At 64.8% G+C, this 15,197-nt stretch carries 16 protein-coding genes; 7 read left to right on the forward strand and 9 right to left on the reverse strand.

What is annotated here, in order from left to right; genetic code table 11:
- Positions 1–18: 18 nt before the first annotated feature.
- Both G6N24_RS09670 and G6N24_RS09675 read right to left on the reverse strand, forming a co-directional pair.
- Complete coding sequence (locus G6N24_RS09670; protein WP_163745473.1) at positions 19–1,203, reverse strand: cyclic nucleotide-binding domain-containing protein; 1,185 nt, start codon at positions 1,201–1,203, stop codon at positions 19–21.
- Complete coding sequence (locus G6N24_RS09675; RefSeq protein WP_163745474.1) at positions 1,178–2,338, reverse strand: enolase C-terminal domain-like protein; 1,161 nt, start codon at positions 2,336–2,338, stop codon at positions 1,178–1,180. The genes G6N24_RS09670 and G6N24_RS09675 overlap by 26 nt, the downstream gene beginning before the upstream one ends.
- Positions 2,339–2,770: 432 nt before the next feature.
- Here G6N24_RS09675 and G6N24_RS09680 point away from each other — a divergent pair, with 432 nt between their 5' ends.
- Both G6N24_RS09680 and G6N24_RS09685 read left to right on the forward strand, forming a co-directional pair.
- A complete protein-coding gene (locus tag G6N24_RS09680; protein ID WP_085162006.1) occupies positions 2,771–3,016 on the forward strand; it encodes a FitA-like ribbon-helix-helix domain-containing protein in 246 nt (81 codons plus the stop codon).
- Positions 3,013–3,441, forward strand: a complete 429-nt coding sequence (locus G6N24_RS09685) for a type II toxin-antitoxin system VapC family toxin (RefSeq protein ID WP_085162005.1) — start codon at positions 3,013–3,015, stop codon at positions 3,439–3,441. The genes G6N24_RS09680 and G6N24_RS09685 overlap by 4 nt, the downstream gene beginning before the upstream one ends.
- 63 nt (positions 3,442–3,504) lie before the next feature.
- On the opposite strand, the gene G6N24_RS09690 is transcribed toward G6N24_RS09685, so the two are convergent.
- Together G6N24_RS09690 and G6N24_RS09695 are read right to left on the reverse strand one after the other, a co-directional pair.
- Positions 3,505–4,683 (reverse strand): serine hydrolase domain-containing protein, encoded by a 1,179-nt coding sequence (locus G6N24_RS09690; protein ID WP_085162004.1) that lies wholly within the window; start codon positions 4,681–4,683, stop codon positions 3,505–3,507.
- Positions 4,680–6,161, reverse strand: coding sequence for a biotin carboxylase (locus G6N24_RS09695; RefSeq protein WP_139822523.1), 1,482 nt, complete (start codon positions 6,159–6,161; stop codon positions 4,680–4,682). Before G6N24_RS09695 ends, G6N24_RS09690 begins: the two co-directional genes overlap by 4 nt.
- A gap of 385 nt (positions 6,162–6,546) precedes the next feature.
- Here G6N24_RS09695 and G6N24_RS09700 point away from each other — a divergent pair, with 385 nt between their 5' ends.
- Positions 6,547–6,975, forward strand: a complete 429-nt coding sequence (locus G6N24_RS09700; RefSeq protein WP_085162002.1) for a cellulose-binding domain-containing protein — start codon at positions 6,547–6,549, stop codon at positions 6,973–6,975.
- A gap of 405 nt (positions 6,976–7,380) precedes the next feature.
- Positions 7,381–7,716: a hypothetical protein gene (locus tag G6N24_RS09705; protein ID WP_232070737.1), complete on the forward strand. Its 336-nt coding sequence runs from the start codon at positions 7,381–7,383 to the stop codon at positions 7,714–7,716.
- A gap of 96 nt (positions 7,717–7,812) precedes the next feature.
- Here the strand turns inward: G6N24_RS09705 and G6N24_RS09710 are convergent, their stop codons facing one another.
- The 5 genes from G6N24_RS09710 to G6N24_RS09730 form a co-directional block, all read right to left on the reverse strand.
- Positions 7,813–8,202, reverse strand: a complete 390-nt coding sequence (locus G6N24_RS09710) for a type II toxin-antitoxin system VapC family toxin (protein WP_085162021.1) — start codon at positions 8,200–8,202, stop codon at positions 7,813–7,815.
- A 26-nt stretch (positions 8,203–8,228) separates the two neighbouring features.
- Positions 8,229–8,462: a type II toxin-antitoxin system Phd/YefM family antitoxin gene (locus G6N24_RS09715; RefSeq protein WP_085162001.1), complete on the reverse strand. Its 234-nt coding sequence runs from the start codon at positions 8,460–8,462 to the stop codon at positions 8,229–8,231.
- Positions 8,463–9,190: 728 nt separating this feature from the next.
- The gene (locus tag G6N24_RS25770) at positions 9,191–9,379 is read right to left on the reverse strand and encodes a hypothetical protein (RefSeq protein ID WP_232070738.1); all 189 of its coding nucleotides are present in this window, start codon (positions 9,377–9,379) and stop codon (positions 9,191–9,193) included.
- Positions 9,380–9,420: 41 nt separating this feature from the next.
- On the reverse strand, positions 9,421–10,302 hold the full coding sequence (locus G6N24_RS09725; RefSeq protein WP_085162020.1) for a universal stress protein: 882 nt from the start codon (positions 10,300–10,302) through the stop codon (positions 9,421–9,423).
- A 434-nt stretch (positions 10,303–10,736) separates the two neighbouring features.
- Positions 10,737–11,495 carry a hemerythrin domain-containing protein gene (locus G6N24_RS09730; protein ID WP_085162000.1) on the reverse strand — a complete coding sequence of 253 codons (759 nt, stop codon included), beginning with the start codon at positions 11,493–11,495 and terminating at the stop codon, positions 10,737–10,739.
- A gap of 383 nt (positions 11,496–11,878) precedes the next feature.
- Here G6N24_RS09730 and G6N24_RS09735 point away from each other — a divergent pair, with 383 nt between their 5' ends.
- The 3 genes from G6N24_RS09735 (at position 11,879) to G6N24_RS09745 (ending at position 15,144) form a co-directional block, all read left to right on the forward strand.
- Positions 11,879–13,285: an NAD(P)-binding protein gene (locus G6N24_RS09735; protein ID WP_085161999.1), complete on the forward strand. Its 1,407-nt coding sequence runs from the start codon at positions 11,879–11,881 to the stop codon at positions 13,283–13,285.
- Between the two features lie 9 nt (positions 13,286–13,294).
- Positions 13,295–14,050 carry an acyl-[acyl-carrier-protein] thioesterase gene (locus tag G6N24_RS09740; protein ID WP_085161998.1) on the forward strand — a complete coding sequence of 252 codons (756 nt, stop codon included), beginning with the start codon at positions 13,295–13,297 and terminating at the stop codon, positions 14,048–14,050.
- A gap of 110 nt (positions 14,051–14,160) precedes the next feature.
- On the forward strand, positions 14,161–15,144 hold the full coding sequence (locus G6N24_RS09745) for a cation diffusion facilitator family transporter (RefSeq protein ID WP_085161997.1): 984 nt from the start codon (positions 14,161–14,163) through the stop codon (positions 15,142–15,144).
- Positions 15,145–15,197 lie beyond the last annotated feature (53 nt).

Raw genomic sequence — 15,197 nt, forward strand, 5'->3', positions numbered from 1 at the left:
ACGACGGCGCGGATCGTGTTATTGGCTGCCGACGGGTAGACCAGTCGCCGGACTCGAGACGCCCTCGGCCGGGGTTGGGGATGAGTACGGATGCAGGTGCGCGCCAGCAGCAGCCGCGCCAGACACGCGCGCCAGATTCCGCCACAGCGCCGCCTGATCTGCAGCCTGGCTTACCCGTTGCAGCGCACTCTGACTGAGCACCAGGACGCGGGTGCCGGCGCCCGCCGCGCGCACATCAGCGGTGCGAGCACCCCGCAGGATCAACGCCAGCTCACCGAAGACCTCGCCGGCCGCAAATGTCGCCACCACACGCCCGCCGCTCTCGACTGCGACCCGCCCGCGCTCCACGATGAAAAGCGAGCGTCCGCCGTCTCCCTTCGCGATGATCAAATGCCTTGGCAGGCAATCAACCAGGTAGGCGTGGTGCAACAGTTCGGCGACGCCCTTGGGGGACATGCCCTCGCTGAGCGCACCGTGGATCGCGGAATCGGTTTGCACATAGCGCGCAAGCCCGATGTTCACGGTGTCGTGCCGGCGCTCGTAGTCCGCCCACCAGCGCAGGGCTTCCTCGTCAAGCGGTCCCCGGTGGCTGCGCAGCACCTTGACCAGCGGAGAGCGCACGCGTTCCAGGTGCTCGCGGTCATGGTGGACCATCGCCATGGTGATCCGGAAGCCGCACGTGAATCCGGCGTGTACCCGCCCCATGGGGCGATAGCCCAGGGCGGTGTAGTAGTTGAAGAGGCCCGGCTCGCAGGTCATCAGAGACAGCGCATAGCCCAGTCGCATCGTCTCGCGGTAAGCCTTCTCCTTGAGGACCAGGGAAGCCACGCTATGGCGATAGTCCCGCTGGACGGCAAACCGCGTTCCGATCACGGTGCGCGCCAGCAGTTCCCTCGGGATGCGATCCAGGTGGTACTCCTGCTGGCTCGCCGCCAGGTGCGCCACCTGATCGGCAGGGGTCGAGCGCACACAACCGATGATCATGCCGGTGCGCGTGTCACGACAGGCCAGCAGCGTGTCCTCGACCTTTTCGCTGGCGAAGGCGGCGCTGTCCAGCGCGCTGCGCCCGTAGATGCGGCCCAGCTCCTCCCCACGCACGCGGTCCAACAGTCGCACGCAGGCCCGGCGATCGTCTTCGCTGCGGACCACGAAGGCGTCGAAGCGGCCGGTGCGGTAGTCACATAGCTGAACGAGCTTGCTCAACCAAGCCATCGTCATCCTCCATACAGACGGTGGACGCCCAGGCAGCGTCCAGGCCAAAACCCCGCCGCGAACACCCGCTGCGAGCCAAATCGACGACCCCGCCGGCACCAAACTGCAGCACCGGTCGCACAGGATCGCGGGCCAACAGCAGCTCGCCGGCGCCGCCCTCGATACCCGCCAGCGAATCTCCTACCGCGCGCGCCAGCACCATGCCGGCGCGCGTCAACAGCGAGGTTTCCCCAACCTGGCCGCCGACCACCACGGGCCAGGAAAGCGCTTGAACGGCGCGGGCCAGCTCGATGGCGCGCAGCAGCCCGCCGCAACGCGAGACCTTGAGGTTGGCGATCCACTCCACGCCGCGATCGCCGTAGAGCGCCAGGTCGGCGAGCGTACACAGACTCTCATCCAGAATGATCGCGGTATCGACCTGCCGGGCCACACGCGCCAGCTCGGTCGGACACCGCGGCGCCAGCGGCTCCTCGACCGCGTAAAACAGCGGGGCGAGCGCGCCGAGCTCGCGGATCGCGGCCTTGCTGTCTTTTCCCCACAGGTTGTTGGCGTCGAGGCGCACCCGGATCGGACCTGGGGCCAGGCGCCACAGCAGATCGAGACGCTCGCGGTTGCGCTGGGCATCCGCGCCGAGCTTGACCTTGTAGCACCGGATGTCAGCCGCGAAGCCGCGCTTGAGCTGGGCCCACGTGACCTCCAGCGGCCCATCGGAGAGGACCAGCGTGTAAACGAAACGCGTCGTGGTCTCCGGAAGATCAAGCAGCCGCTCGACGCTGCACCCGGCCTCGCGCGCCAGCGCGTCTAGCAGGGCCAGCTCCAGCGCGCACCACGCCGCTGGGTGCTGATCCAGCTCCACCCGGCGTTCCCACACGAACTCCCGCAGGCCGGCAAGGTCACTGGCAGCGGCCAGCGCGGCGGGGGCGATGGCGTTGAGCCAAGCCACGCCGGAGTCGATATCCTCACCGGTCTGGTAAGGACGCGGGCAGCCTTCGCCCACACCCACCGCGTCGCGAGCCACCGCCACCACAATCGAGGCGCTCTCGGCGCGATGAAAAGACGCCTGCCGCACACCGACGCGCAACGGAATGCGAAGCGAGCGAACCGCGAAGCCCCACGCGTTCGTCATCAGCCGGTCCGCCCGGCAAACGTCGGGAGTGCGTCCACAGGCCTGATGAAATGCATCCGCCGGACCTTCAGCGATCATGGACGTCGGGCATGGTGCTCAACTCCGACAATCGCCGCCAGAGCCTTCGGCGCCGCGTCCACAAACGACATCGTCGTTCCTCCCGCAATCAATGACCGAAAGGTGCCGCCCGCGGTGCGAGGTCTTCATCCGCCGGGAACGACATGCTGCTCGGACGGGTTCTGACCAGGGCTTCTGCATGCAAGGTCACGTTATGCAGACCACCCATCGGCGTCCACTACAAGATTGCGAACACACTCTTGCTAGGCGCGCAAGCGTCTTGCGTGAGCGTGTGTTTCCCGAACCGCGATACTGCCGCCACTGATGGAAATCCGCTAGCATTGACTGCAGTGCTAGCAAGAGTTGGAGCGGTGGATGGCGACCTTGACGATTCGCGATTTCGATGACGACCTCAAGGCGGCCCTGCGCGTGCGCGCCGCAGAGCACGGCCGCTCGATGGAATCCGAGGTCCGGGAGATCTTGCGCGCCGTGTTGGAACGCCCGTCGAGCGGTCCCGGAATGGCTACCCGGATTCGGCAGCGGTTCTCGGACATCGGGGACGCGGACCTCGAACTGCCGAACCGCACCGAGCGTCCTCGAGCTGCGGGGCTTGGCGAGTGATCGTCCTCGACACCAACGTCGTGTCGGAGCTAATGCGCCATGCACCAGAGCCTGCGGTCGTCAGTTGGGTCGACGGGTTCTCCGCCGCGGATGTCGTGCTCACCGTGGTGACGGCGGCCGAGCTGATGTGTGGCGTAGCCCGGTTGCCGGAAGGGAGCCGCAAGCGAGAGCTACACACCAAGGTCGAAGGACTGCTGACGGAGGATTTTCGAGACCAGATCCTGCCGTTCGATGCGCAGGCGGCAACGCACTACGGGGAAATCGTGGCCGCCCGAGAACAAATTGGGCGGCCAATCAGTATGGCGGACGCGCAAATTGCGGCCATCTGCCGCTGCTGGAGCGCTGGACTGGGAACACGCAACGTCGACGACTTCGCCGACACCGGAATCGACGCGGTGAATCCGTGGGCCACCGCGACGTCGTAGCAAGGATGCCGCTGGAGCAGGGGAGAGGTTCGCCCGTGTGGAGCGGTCAGCGGAACCCCGGGGCTAACTGGTGATTGCCGCCAGTTCGCGTGCCACCGCATCGAATGCGCGCAGCGTGTCCACCATGAGCGGCTCATCGGAGTGCGGCTGGGTGGATAACTTGGCGGCGACCAGCTCTGCGGCGCGGTTGACGTAGATCATCTGACCACACATGCCCAGGCACAACACGACGTTGCTGCCCGGGTAGGGAAGCCACACTTGGTTGCGGTACATTCCGCCGGGCAATCCGGTGTCGTCGGGGCTGGCGGCGAACGCCTGACGCGAGTCGGGACCGCCGTGGAGAGTGTCGGCGATCCACGCCGCCGGCACCACTTGCTGCTCGGTCAGCGAGACACCGTCGCGCAAGAACAGCGACCCGAACCGGATCATGTCGGTAAGACAGGCGCTGATGCCGCCGTCGAACAGTCCGGTGCCGACCGCGTCTATGCCGATGGTTGCGTCGCATTGGGCGCCGATGCGGGTCCACAGCAGTTCCGACATCAGTTCGGGCATCCGCTCACCGCCGACGACCTCGCAGATCCAGCCGAGTACATCGGTTTCACACGAGCGATATTGGAACGGGCCGCCGTGCGCCGACTTCTGCCGCAAGGTCAGCAGGAAGTCCTGCAGCGTGGAGGGCACGTCCGGCCCCCTCTTGGGCGCCCACCCGATCGCCTGGTCAAGGATGTGAATCTCGGCAGCCGGATCGCGGTAGTTTTCCGAGAAGGCGATACCGGACCTCATGTCCAACAGGTGACGCACCGTCGCACCGGCGTAGCCACAGTTCGCCAGGGCAGGAACGAACGCCGTGACCGGCGCGTCCAGCTCGATCGCACCGGCCCCGTGCAGCGCGCCAACGACGGCTGCCACCAGCGACTTGCTCACCGAGAACAGCAGGTGCCGCGTCTGGGCCCCGAGGCCGCCGAGGTACTCCTCGGCCACCATCGACCCGCGGCAGGCGACGGCCCACCCGTCGGTAGCGGTGGTGGCCATTACCGCGCCAACGGTGGTGGCCACTCCGTCAGTGCTGGTCACCGGGATTTCGGCCACCGGAGCACCGGACGCGGGCAACGCCGCGGCCGGCGCGGTCCCGCGCGAGATAACCGCGGTCGGCACCAAGACTTCGACGTGCTGGACTGACCACTGCGAATAGGGTGCCGATAACCAGTTGTCCAGGGAGATGCCGGCCGGGACGCTGCTCACGCTCGTGCGACAAGCCGCGAGACGATCGGCGTGGCCGGCGCCAGGGGTGTTGAGGCGAACTTCGCCTTGATGCCCTTGACCCAGCGCCGGCAGCGCTCGGTGAGCTGATAGTCGTCGGTCTGCAGGTGCCCGCGGGTGACGAGCACGCCCAGTTGGGCGCCCTCGCAGCGTAAGTCCCCAGGCGCCGCGACACGCATGTAGAAGGCTTCGGATTCGTCGAGCAGCGTGGCCCAGTCGTTGCCCTGACGCGCAAAGGAGACACGCCCCTCGTCGTCGAGGCGCCACACACCTGTGCGTGGGGTTGCAGTGAAGAGCTCGACATCCGGCGAGGTCTCGCTGATTATCAGCTGACCCCAGACCTCGTCTTCGCCATAGCCGCGCTCCCAGCGCGAGTTGATCTCCTCGATGTCGAGCTCGTACTCCACGTCCATGTACTCGAGCAGGTGGAAGAGGAACAGCGGCATGTCGGCGTAGGCCTCGGTGGTCAAGTTCGTCATCGGGCTGGCGCCACTGAGGCGCGGGTTCACTTCGCCGAGGTAGAGCTCGTCGGCGTCCAGGTCGTGCAATAGGTCCACCTCGAAGTAGCCGCGGTACCCCTCGCGGCGCAGCACGTCGCCCAGCTTCCGCACCATTTCTCGCGCGGCGTGCGTCTGTGCGGGCGGCAGCACCTCGCGCCAGATGTCATTGCCGCACCAGCCGCCCCTGCGCGGCGTCAGCTCCGGGTAACCGACGAGACTCGTCATCGCGGGACCGATCACAGTGCCGTGACGGGTCACGGTGCCTTCGAGGCACACCTCGACATTGCGGATGCGCTTCATCACCTTGACTTCCTGCCCGACCAGGTCACCGGCGTGATCGTCCCAGTCGCGCTGGCCGCGCACAAAGAACACCGCGCTGCCGGCGTCGCCATATGCGGCCACGACGACGAGGTCATGTCCCAGCCCGGCGTTCTGCGCGAGCGCCGACAGCTCGTCGTAGGAGCGGACGCGCCCGATTACGTGAGGCACGCTCGGAACGCCCGCCTCATCCGCTAGGCGCGTCATGACGATCTTGGAACCCAGGCGATGGCGCAGCTCCGCCGGGGGGTGCATGACGTCGAGCCCCGCCTCGTCCGCGAGGGCCTGGGTCTTTTCGTCAAGCATCACGAAGCAGGCCTTGCCGCCGGGCCCTCGGTTGGCGATGAACTCGAGTGTCTCGGGATCGCGCAGGAGGTGGTTGCACACATCCCCCATGGACCCGAAATCAATGCGGTCGCGCCGCCGGGGCACGAAGACGCGCGAATGTGCGCCCTCAAAGGAGTCAAAGTAGGTCAGGTAGAAGAAGTTTCGTACCCAGCGATCGATGCCCAGCAGGTTGAACGGGGTCGGCGAGATGAAGTACAGCGGCACGGTGTTGGTGTGAAAGAACGCACGTAGGTCCGAGAGGCCGCTAAGCGGGCGGCGCGGCTCGGGCTCAGGTCCGCCGGCGTGCACGATCACGCCGGCCGCGGTGACGTTGACGCCTGGGCCCGGCGCAGGGACCGCGGCGGGGGAGGCGCTGCGGTCAGCGCGGCAGCGATGAAATGACATACCTGCATTGCACAAGTGTGCGCCCTGCCCATGGCCGTGTCGACGTGTGGAGTACCTGACCGCCGGCCGGGCGTATCCAACGTTGCGCAGCACGGGCTGTTGCCGCGGATCGCCGCGAGTGAAGCTTGAGCGGTGGTGGGGGCCGGGAGTCCGCAAGTTCGCGTTCGGCCGAGTTGACACATATTTCAGGGCGGACCGAGGCAAAATTTCGTGTCGGTTTCAGTTGAGCAAAGGTACTGCAGCTTACCCGCGATGCGAGGGGGATGTCGCCTGTTTGGCTTTAGTGTTGGCTGCTATGGCCGGACTGGACAATTACGTGAAGCGCTGGCGCACAGCGCTTCACCTAACCGTGTCGGCATTGATAGTTGCCATCCTCGGACTCACCATCACCCCCGTAGCTCGTGCGGCTGCGGCCACGGCGACGTTGTCGGTGGAACACACGTGGCAGACCGGTTTCATCGCCCGCTTCACCATCACCAACTCGAGCATGGTGCCGCTCACCGATTGGAAGCTTGAATTCGACATGCCAGTGGGACAATCCGTCTCGCACACATGGAATAGCACCCTTACCCAATCTGGCACGCACTTTGTTCTCACTCCCGCGAATTGGAATCGCGTCATTGCACCCGGTGGTTCAGCCACAGGTGGTCTGAGAGGCGTGCTGACCGGTTCCTACTCGCCACCGTCGAATTGTGTGCTCAATGAGCACATTCCTTGCACCTAGAGGCGGTTCTGCATGCCGGTAGGTCGGTTTGCGGGTTGACCTCGGGTTGGCTTGTGCGGCAGATATTTTCGGGTTGCGGCATGTTTACCTGTCCCGTGTCACCGGCAGGTAACGAGATCCTTTGCAGTCAAGATTATTTCGGGCCATGCGGCGTTCGCGTCGAAGCTGTGGCAGGGCAGGTTTGGCCAGCCCGGTGACCTTGCCTTGGCGGATGCGGTCCCCGACGCGGACGGTTTACTTGACATAATGTCGCTTATCGGCACTTAAAGGTAGCGAGTCGCTTATCGGCACTTAAAGGTAGCGAGTTGCATTAGATGAAAAGACTCGCACCCCTTGACGATTGGTTGATTTTCTCAGTCGTTCTGCGCCGCGGCGACCCGCTGACCAGCACGGAGCAGAATCACGATGCACCGCCCCAACAGTGGCCTGACATGGATCCGCCAATCCCACGTCCAATCGGTTCTGCGTGAGCTGGCCCGCCACTCCACCCTCACCCATGAGGTGTTTGACCAACTGCCAGCGGGCCGCACGACCGACTACATGCGCAACTTGCTCGTCGAGCACGACGTCCTTCCGTCACGTGACGAGAGACTGGCGAGATTCCAATCCTGGGCGGTCGCGGCTCAACAGCGGATCACCCTGTCGCGCGACGCGGCGGCACGCGCCGAACTGATCGGCAAGACGTCGCACCGGCGCGGATCAGCGATTCGACACCTCCGGGGCCGGCCTCGTAGCCGGTGACCGACGAGCCTTCCTCCCACTCCCCCCCACCGCCATTGATACGTCACGGTGACGAATCACCTTTCAATTAGGTTGTTGCTGCAGCACACGGCGCGGTTAGATTCGCAGCGTTGGCGTAAGCGCAGCGGTCACGATGTGAGCGTCGCTAGTCGCGATGGTGAGGTTCCGTCGGGCAGCCTGAGCCACAAGCACCCGGTCGAACGGGTCTTTATGTTCCCACGGCAAGCGCCCAGCCAGAATGGCATCTCCCGCGTCGATCGCTAGGTTGGTAGCGGTCATGTCGGCAATAACGTCCGACCACGCTGACAGCAGCGGCTCACCGTCGAGACGCCCCAAACGGGTCTTTATCGCGATCTCCCACGCCGATGCTGCCGAAACCATGAGTTGGTTAGTCGACTCGCTCAGCACTTCACGCGCCGCGGTTGACACTTTCTCGGGCGCACTCACCAGCCAAAGCAGAGCATTTGTATCCAAGAGAACGGCCAGAGGTGGCGATGGTTGGCGCTCCGAAGTCACGAATTGCCTTCCCACGCAGCGATCTCCGCATCAGGAAGCGGCTCATCGAACGTATCGGGCACCACAAGTGCCGGCAACTGACCGAACTTTCGTGGCCGTGGATGCGCCGGCGTGAGTACCGCCACCGGACGTCCATGGCTGGTGATGATGACCGATACGCCCGTCCGCTCGACCTCGGCCAAGATCGCATTGAGCTTGGCCTTTGCCTCCGTGCTGGTCACGGACTTCACGCATCCAGCATACCACTGATAACTAGTTAGACTAGTCCGATTAGTCTTTACTTCCATGGAGCGCTAGAAACAAGGGGCGCATATCGATGCGCCGGGTCGCCTCACCACGGCAAAGACAATCGATGAGCTTCTCAACGAAGAAAAGGGCCCGTGGTGACGTACTACTATCTCGACAGCTCCGTGGCGATACGCATCATGCTTGGCCATTCGGCGTCAGCGGCCCAGTGGTTCGACAGCACGACCGGGAGAGACGACGATCGCGTCGTTTCCGCGCGCATCCTTCGCACCGAGATCACTCGCGTCCTACGGCAGGAGGGGCTTGCCAGTCGCCGACCGGGGGGGACCAGATTCTGGATTTCGTCGACACCATCCCAACGACCACGCCGTCTTGCAGGAAGCAGAAGCAATCATCCCTCGCATCCGCACGCTCGATGCGATTCACCTCGCATCGGCGTTACGCACCGGCCTCGAGGACCTCGTCGTCGCCACGCACGACACAACAATGGCATCTGTCGCTGCGACGATTGGCCGAACGACCGATCCGCCCTCACACGAGCGCGGGCGTCGACGCTTGAGTACCGGCAAGATTCGCTCGTCGACAAGTTTGCCCCAGACGATGCGGGTGAACCGCGTGCCGCGATAGACCAATTGGCCGTCGCCATCGCGGCGTAACGGGTGGCCATTTGGGGTCGACCAGAGCCCCGCCCTCGACATTCAGGTGCTCAACCTCACAGCGCAAGCGAGGCGGGCACAACGAAAAGCGCGTCAGGCAGCCACGCGCGGAACGCGCCGGCGCCGTCCAGATCCCCGTCGCCAAGGGGTGGTCGCGAAGCCCATGGTGTCCGCACGTGCGAGACGCCCATGCCGCGCCCGCCGCCAGTAACAAGTGCGGCCCTTCCCGCCAACCGTTCTGCCACCGCGCTTCTCCTGTCCAGCCGCTGCGTCCCGGGCTCGTTCCTTACGACGGCCGCGCCACGATCACCGGCGTACGAACCGAATGAACAACCGCGTTGCTGACCGAACCCAGCAACATGCCCGTCAGCCCGCCTCGGCCGTGGCCCCCGACCACGACAAGCTGAGCGGAATGCGATTCTTCGATCAGCTCTCGACCGGGGTGATCAAGAACGACGAGTCGGTGCACCGTGACATCGGGATAGCTCTCTAGGCAGCCCGCGAGACATTCGCCCAGATTCCGCTCCGCTTCCGACTTCCAGTCCTCCAGCGGTGGACGTTCGAACACCGCAACATCGCTCCAGGCGTGCAATGCCGTCAGCCCGACACCTCGACGCGACGCTTCATCGAACGCGATCGTCGCCGCAAGCTCCGAAGCTGGCGAGCAATCGACTCCCAACAGCACGGGAGCTTGCTCGGGGTGGGGCATTGACGGCTCTCCGCCGTGAATGACCGCGACCGGACAGCTCGCGCCGCGCACCACGCCCGAACTGACCGAGCCGAGCACGATGCGGGCGAGCGCGCCGCGCCCGTGGCTGCCCACGACGACCATCTCCGCTTCTTTGGAAAGTTCGACCAGCGTCGGCACCGGCGGCGAGCACTTCACCTCGCTTGCGATTGTGATCGCCCGATGCCCCTTCACGGCGTCTTCGGCGATTTTGACCGCCTGCTCGAGAACCTTCTTGCCGTCTTCTTCCTGCCATACAGCAACCCCGGTCGGCATCGGTATCTGCGGGAACGTCGGCACGAATAAGTTGAACATGTAGACCAGATTCAGCGGGACATTTCGCATCGCGGCATCACGCGCCGCCCAGCCCACGGCGGCATTCGATGCGCCCGATCCATCGACACCGACGACGATGCCGTAGCGCTTCACCGTTGCAGACATTTTGTTCCCCTTGGTGGCAGTCACGAAAACGCTATTGGCCGGACCTTCTTTGAGCATGGGGCTTTAGACCCCAAGCATATGGTCTTCGGGCCTTGTTGGCTCATCGGTCTGACACCGGCGATGAGATCGCCAGCGGCGCAACGACCGGCGTCTCCAACGAGGCGGCCGAGGAGGATCGATTCAGCCAACGGCCATTCTCGACTGCGGAGTTGTATAAAAGTGCAACCACGACGGGTCGGCCTGGCCCGATCCAAGTGAGAAGTCAGCCCACAAAGCCGAATCGTTAACCCCCGCTTGACGAGGCTTGCACCCCGGCGTCACACCCCCGGCTGAAAATCGGGCTAGCGGGGCCCTTTGCACACTTCAATTTCCAATTTCCGCCGTACACCACGGTCACGGTGCGACGAGTCGCCGACCAATGCTGACCGAATTAGTTAGGTGACGGTGAATTGGCTTAGGTCGTAGATGCCAAGGCTCTTTTCGATATCGGCGACCTTATCGACGACCCCTTGAAAGCCGGCCTGACCGAAGCGCCGGTGCTCCTCGTCTTCAAAGGTCTCGGCCATGTCGCGAAACTCGACGGCGGGCACAACGTCACGCAATGCCGGAAAAACGACCGTGTCCTCCCGCGCCTCATGCGGCTCATACATCCGGACGAATGCCGACATGTCTTGCACCAGGGCATCTCGCGCGGGCTGATCGGATGCTGCCGCCCCGGCGCTGGTGGCCAGCACCCGGTCCGTGAGCACACGGCCGCGCTGGTGCTGCGTCCGCAAAACGGCGATGAGGTCAGCGAGCTTGCCCGCTCGTTCCAGCCTGGGGAAGACATACTGTTCTTCCAGATGTGCGTGGTAGTCCTCGACGAAGCTTCGAATAATCTGCGCGCTCTCGTTGAGCGCTCGAGCGGGCGCCTGCTCACCGGCCTGCAGGCGGCGGATCCCCTCTCGATAGATCAGCAAGACGCGCTTGAGCACGCCGTGCTCGCGCATCAGGTCCTCGGGCGGAGCGACCGGCACTTCCTGCTCCGACGCTGCGCCAGGCCGGCCCGGGCTGGGCTTGGGCTGCGAGCTGCCACATGCCGAGAGCGCGACCGCGCCTGCTGCGGATATCGAGACCCCGAGAAGACGGCGCCGGCCCACCGCCGATGGCAACTGTTGCGTCACGATCACACCTTCCCTCGCCGTCGCGACCACTGCACCGGTCGGTAACCGGTTCCGGCATCCCACATCGATATCGACTGGCGATATTGATAGACGATATCAGGGCCCGCGTTCCCCGCGAGAATGGACAACCCGCCGAATCCGTCCGCGACACGACCGAATACACGACGACGGCTCACGCCGGCCCGCCTGTGCCGCCGTTGCCGGCCGATCCGGCTGAACACCGTCCGGTTACGTCGTGGGCAGCGACGCTGTGACGTGCCGTCACCTCGGCGAACTTCGCCACCTTGGACAGCGCACAGTGAGTTCGGGTTGTCCACATCGTTGACGCGTTTCGCGTCACCAACCGGCTCGGCGCTATCGTTTCGGCCACGGTCGTTTATCGGCCCGCCAAGGGCCTGGACAAAGGAGTGCCCATGCAGGCGATCGAGGCCGACTACCTCGTGATAGGCGCCGGAGCCATGGGTATGGCATTCACCGACACGCTCATCACCGAGTCCGACGCCCGCATCGTCATCGTCGACCGTGCGTGTCAACCTGGTGGGCACTGGACCACCGCCTACCCATTCGTGCGGCTGCACCAACCCTCGGCCTACTACGGCGTCAACTCAAGGGCATTGGGCAACAACACCATTGACCGCGTCGGTTGGAACCGGGGGCTCAATGAGCTCGCTCCCGTCGGCGAGATATGTGCATACTTCGACGGCGTCATGCAGCAACAATTTCTTCCGACGGGGCGTGTTTCCTACTTCCCGATGAGCGAGTATCTGGGCGACGGCCGTTTTCTCACACTCGCGGGCACCGAATACACGGTCACCGTCAAGCGGCGCATCGTCGATGCCAGCTACCTGCGTGCCATCGTGCCCTCGATGCGGCCCGCGCCTTATACCGTCGCCCCGGGTGTCGTCTGCATCGCTCCGAACGAACTGCCGAAATTCACGGCGCAGGACCGGTACGTGATCGTCGGCGCCGGCAAGACGGGCATGGACGTCTGCCTCTGGTTGCTGCGACACGACATCAGCCCGGACAAACTGACCTGGATCATGCCGCGCGATTCCTGGCTGATCGATCGCGCAACGCTACAGCCAGGCCCCACGTTCATCGACAAGTTCCGGTCCAGCTTTGGGGCCACCCTCGAGGCCATCGGGGCCGCAGCGTCGGCCGCGGACCTGTTCGACCGGCTGGAGAGTGCCGGAACCCTACTGCGCATCGATCCGTCGGTGCGGCCGGCCATGTATCGGTGCGCGACCGTGTCGCACCCCGAACTCGTCCAGTTGCGTCGCATCACCGACATCGTCAGGTTGGGCCACGTCCGATCCATCGAGCCCGGCGCGATCGTGCTCGACGGCGGATCGGTCCCTTCCTCCCCCTCGGCCCTGTACATCGATTGCACCGCCGACGGAGCGCCACAACGTCCGGCCAAGCCGGTTTTCGACGCCGACGGCATCACCCTGCAGGCGGTGCGGGGATGCCAGCAGGTGTTCAGTGCCGCATTCATCGCACACGTTGAATGCGCCTACGACGGCGATGCGGTGAAAAACGAACTATGCACGCCGATTCCGCATCCGGACTCCGACCTGGATTGGCTGCGACTGACGCAATCCGATCTCCGTAACTTTCAGCGCTGGTTGGACGACGCCGACCTGACGGACTGGCTCAGCTCGGCGCGGTTGAACCTGCTCGCGGACTTGCTTCCGCCGCTTTCCCACAAGCCGCGGGTGCGCGAGCGAGTGGTGTCGATGTTCCAGAAGAGGCTGACCGCCGCCGCCGAGCAACTCGAGACGCTGCGCAGCGCTGCCCCGGCGGCAGCCGGACAACCCTGAGGAGAGGCCGTGGCCCAGAATTCCGATGCAGACACGGCGCTTGTGGAGCTACCCGGCGACGGCTATGTCTACCAAACCGGCTGGCGACTGGCCACAACCGACATCGATGAGCACAAGCGACTGCGTCTCGACGGCGTCGCGCGCTATGTCCAGGAGGTGGGTGCCGAGCATCTTGCCGATGCCAACCTGGCGGACGTCCATCCCCATTGGATCGTCCTGCGCACGGTGATCGACGTTCTCGAGCCGATCGAGATACCGAGCGATATCACCTTCCGCCGCTGGTGTGCGGGGCTGTCGACGCGGTGGTGCAACATGCGCGTGCAGCTCGAGGGCTCGAACGGGGGACGGATCGAAACCGAAGGCTTCTGGATCTGCATGAACAAGGACACCCTGACACCCGCACGCCTTTCCGACGATTGCTTGGCGCGATTCGGCAGTACCACCGACGACCACCGGCTCAAGTGGCGCCCGTGGCTCACGGCGCCGATCCAAGACGGCAGCGAAACTCCATTCCCATTGCGTCGCACCGATATTGACCACTTCGAGCACGTCAACAACACCGTTTACTGGCATGGCGTGCACGAGATACTCGGCCAGGTGCCCGACCTGGAGGCGGCCCCCTACCGCGCCGTGCTCGAGTACCGCAGCCCCATCAAATTCGGTGAACCCGTGACGATCCGCCACGACCAGCGCGACGGCGCCGTGCGCATGCACTTCGTCGTCGGCGACGACGTGCGCGCGGCCGCTCTGGTGCGCAAGCTCTAAGCCGTTCGCGTCGCGGCGCTTGGATGGCACAAGACGACCATCATCTCTTACTATTTGCGTATGCACGCAGATAGCGAGTTGGAGCGCGACCGTTGGGGCTCGGGGCGGCGATGACTCACACCTTCCACGATCACCACGCCCGTGAACACCAGCATCCGGCCGGTGCGCGTCGGCTGCTTGCCGAGATCTTCTCGACGCACAGCCACGATGCCGCCGACAGCATCGAGGATGCGCGGTCGGCCAGTGCGTCTGCTATACGTGCGATGAAGGTAAGCCTGCTCGCCCTTAGTGTCACCGCCGCGTTTCAAGTGGCGATCGTGGTCGTCTCTGCGTCGGTGGCGCTAGCCGCGGACACCATCCACAACTTCTCCGATGCCTTCACCGCGGTGCCGCTATGGGTCGCGTTCTCGCTGGGAACACGCGCTGCCACACGGCGATACACGTACGGCTTCGGGAGGGCCGAAGACCTCGCCGGATTGTTCGTGATCGCGACGATCGCCGGATCGGCACTCATCGCCGGGTACGAGGCCGTGATGCGCCTGATCCATCCGGTCGCCATCGGAAGCCTCGGCTGGGTCGTAGCCGCGGGAGTGGTCGGGTTTATCGGTAACGAGCTGGTCGCCCTCTACCGGATCCGGGTCGGGCGACGAATCGGCTCGGCCACGCTCATCGCCGACGGCCTACACGCCCGCACCGACGGATTCACCTCACTCGCCGTGGTTTTCGGCGCCGCCGGTGTCGCACTGGGCCATCCGATGGCCGACCCCGTCGTCGGGCTCCTCATCACTGTCGCGATCCTAGCCGTGCTGCGCACCGCGGCCCGCGACGTTCTTCGGCGTCTCATGGATAGCGTCGACCCTGAGTTCGTCACCGCGGCCGAGACGGCCTTGACAGCGCAACCCGGAGTCCGAGCGATCCGCAGCGTCAGGCTGCGCTGGATCGGACACCGGCTGCACGCCGACGCCGAACTCGATATCGACCCGGCCACCAGCCTGCAAGACGCGCACCGAATCGCTCACGAAGCCGAACACGAACTAACCCACGCCATCCCGAGACTCGATACCGCTCTCGTGCACGCCTATCCACACCGTTAGCGACTGGTGGGCGCCCGGCCGGCCGAGGACAGCCGAGTACGCTCGCGCTAGTG

The organism is Mycobacterium lacus, from assembly GCF_010731535.1.
Lineage (GTDB): Bacteria > Actinomycetota > Actinomycetes > Mycobacteriales > Mycobacteriaceae > Mycobacterium > Mycobacterium lacus.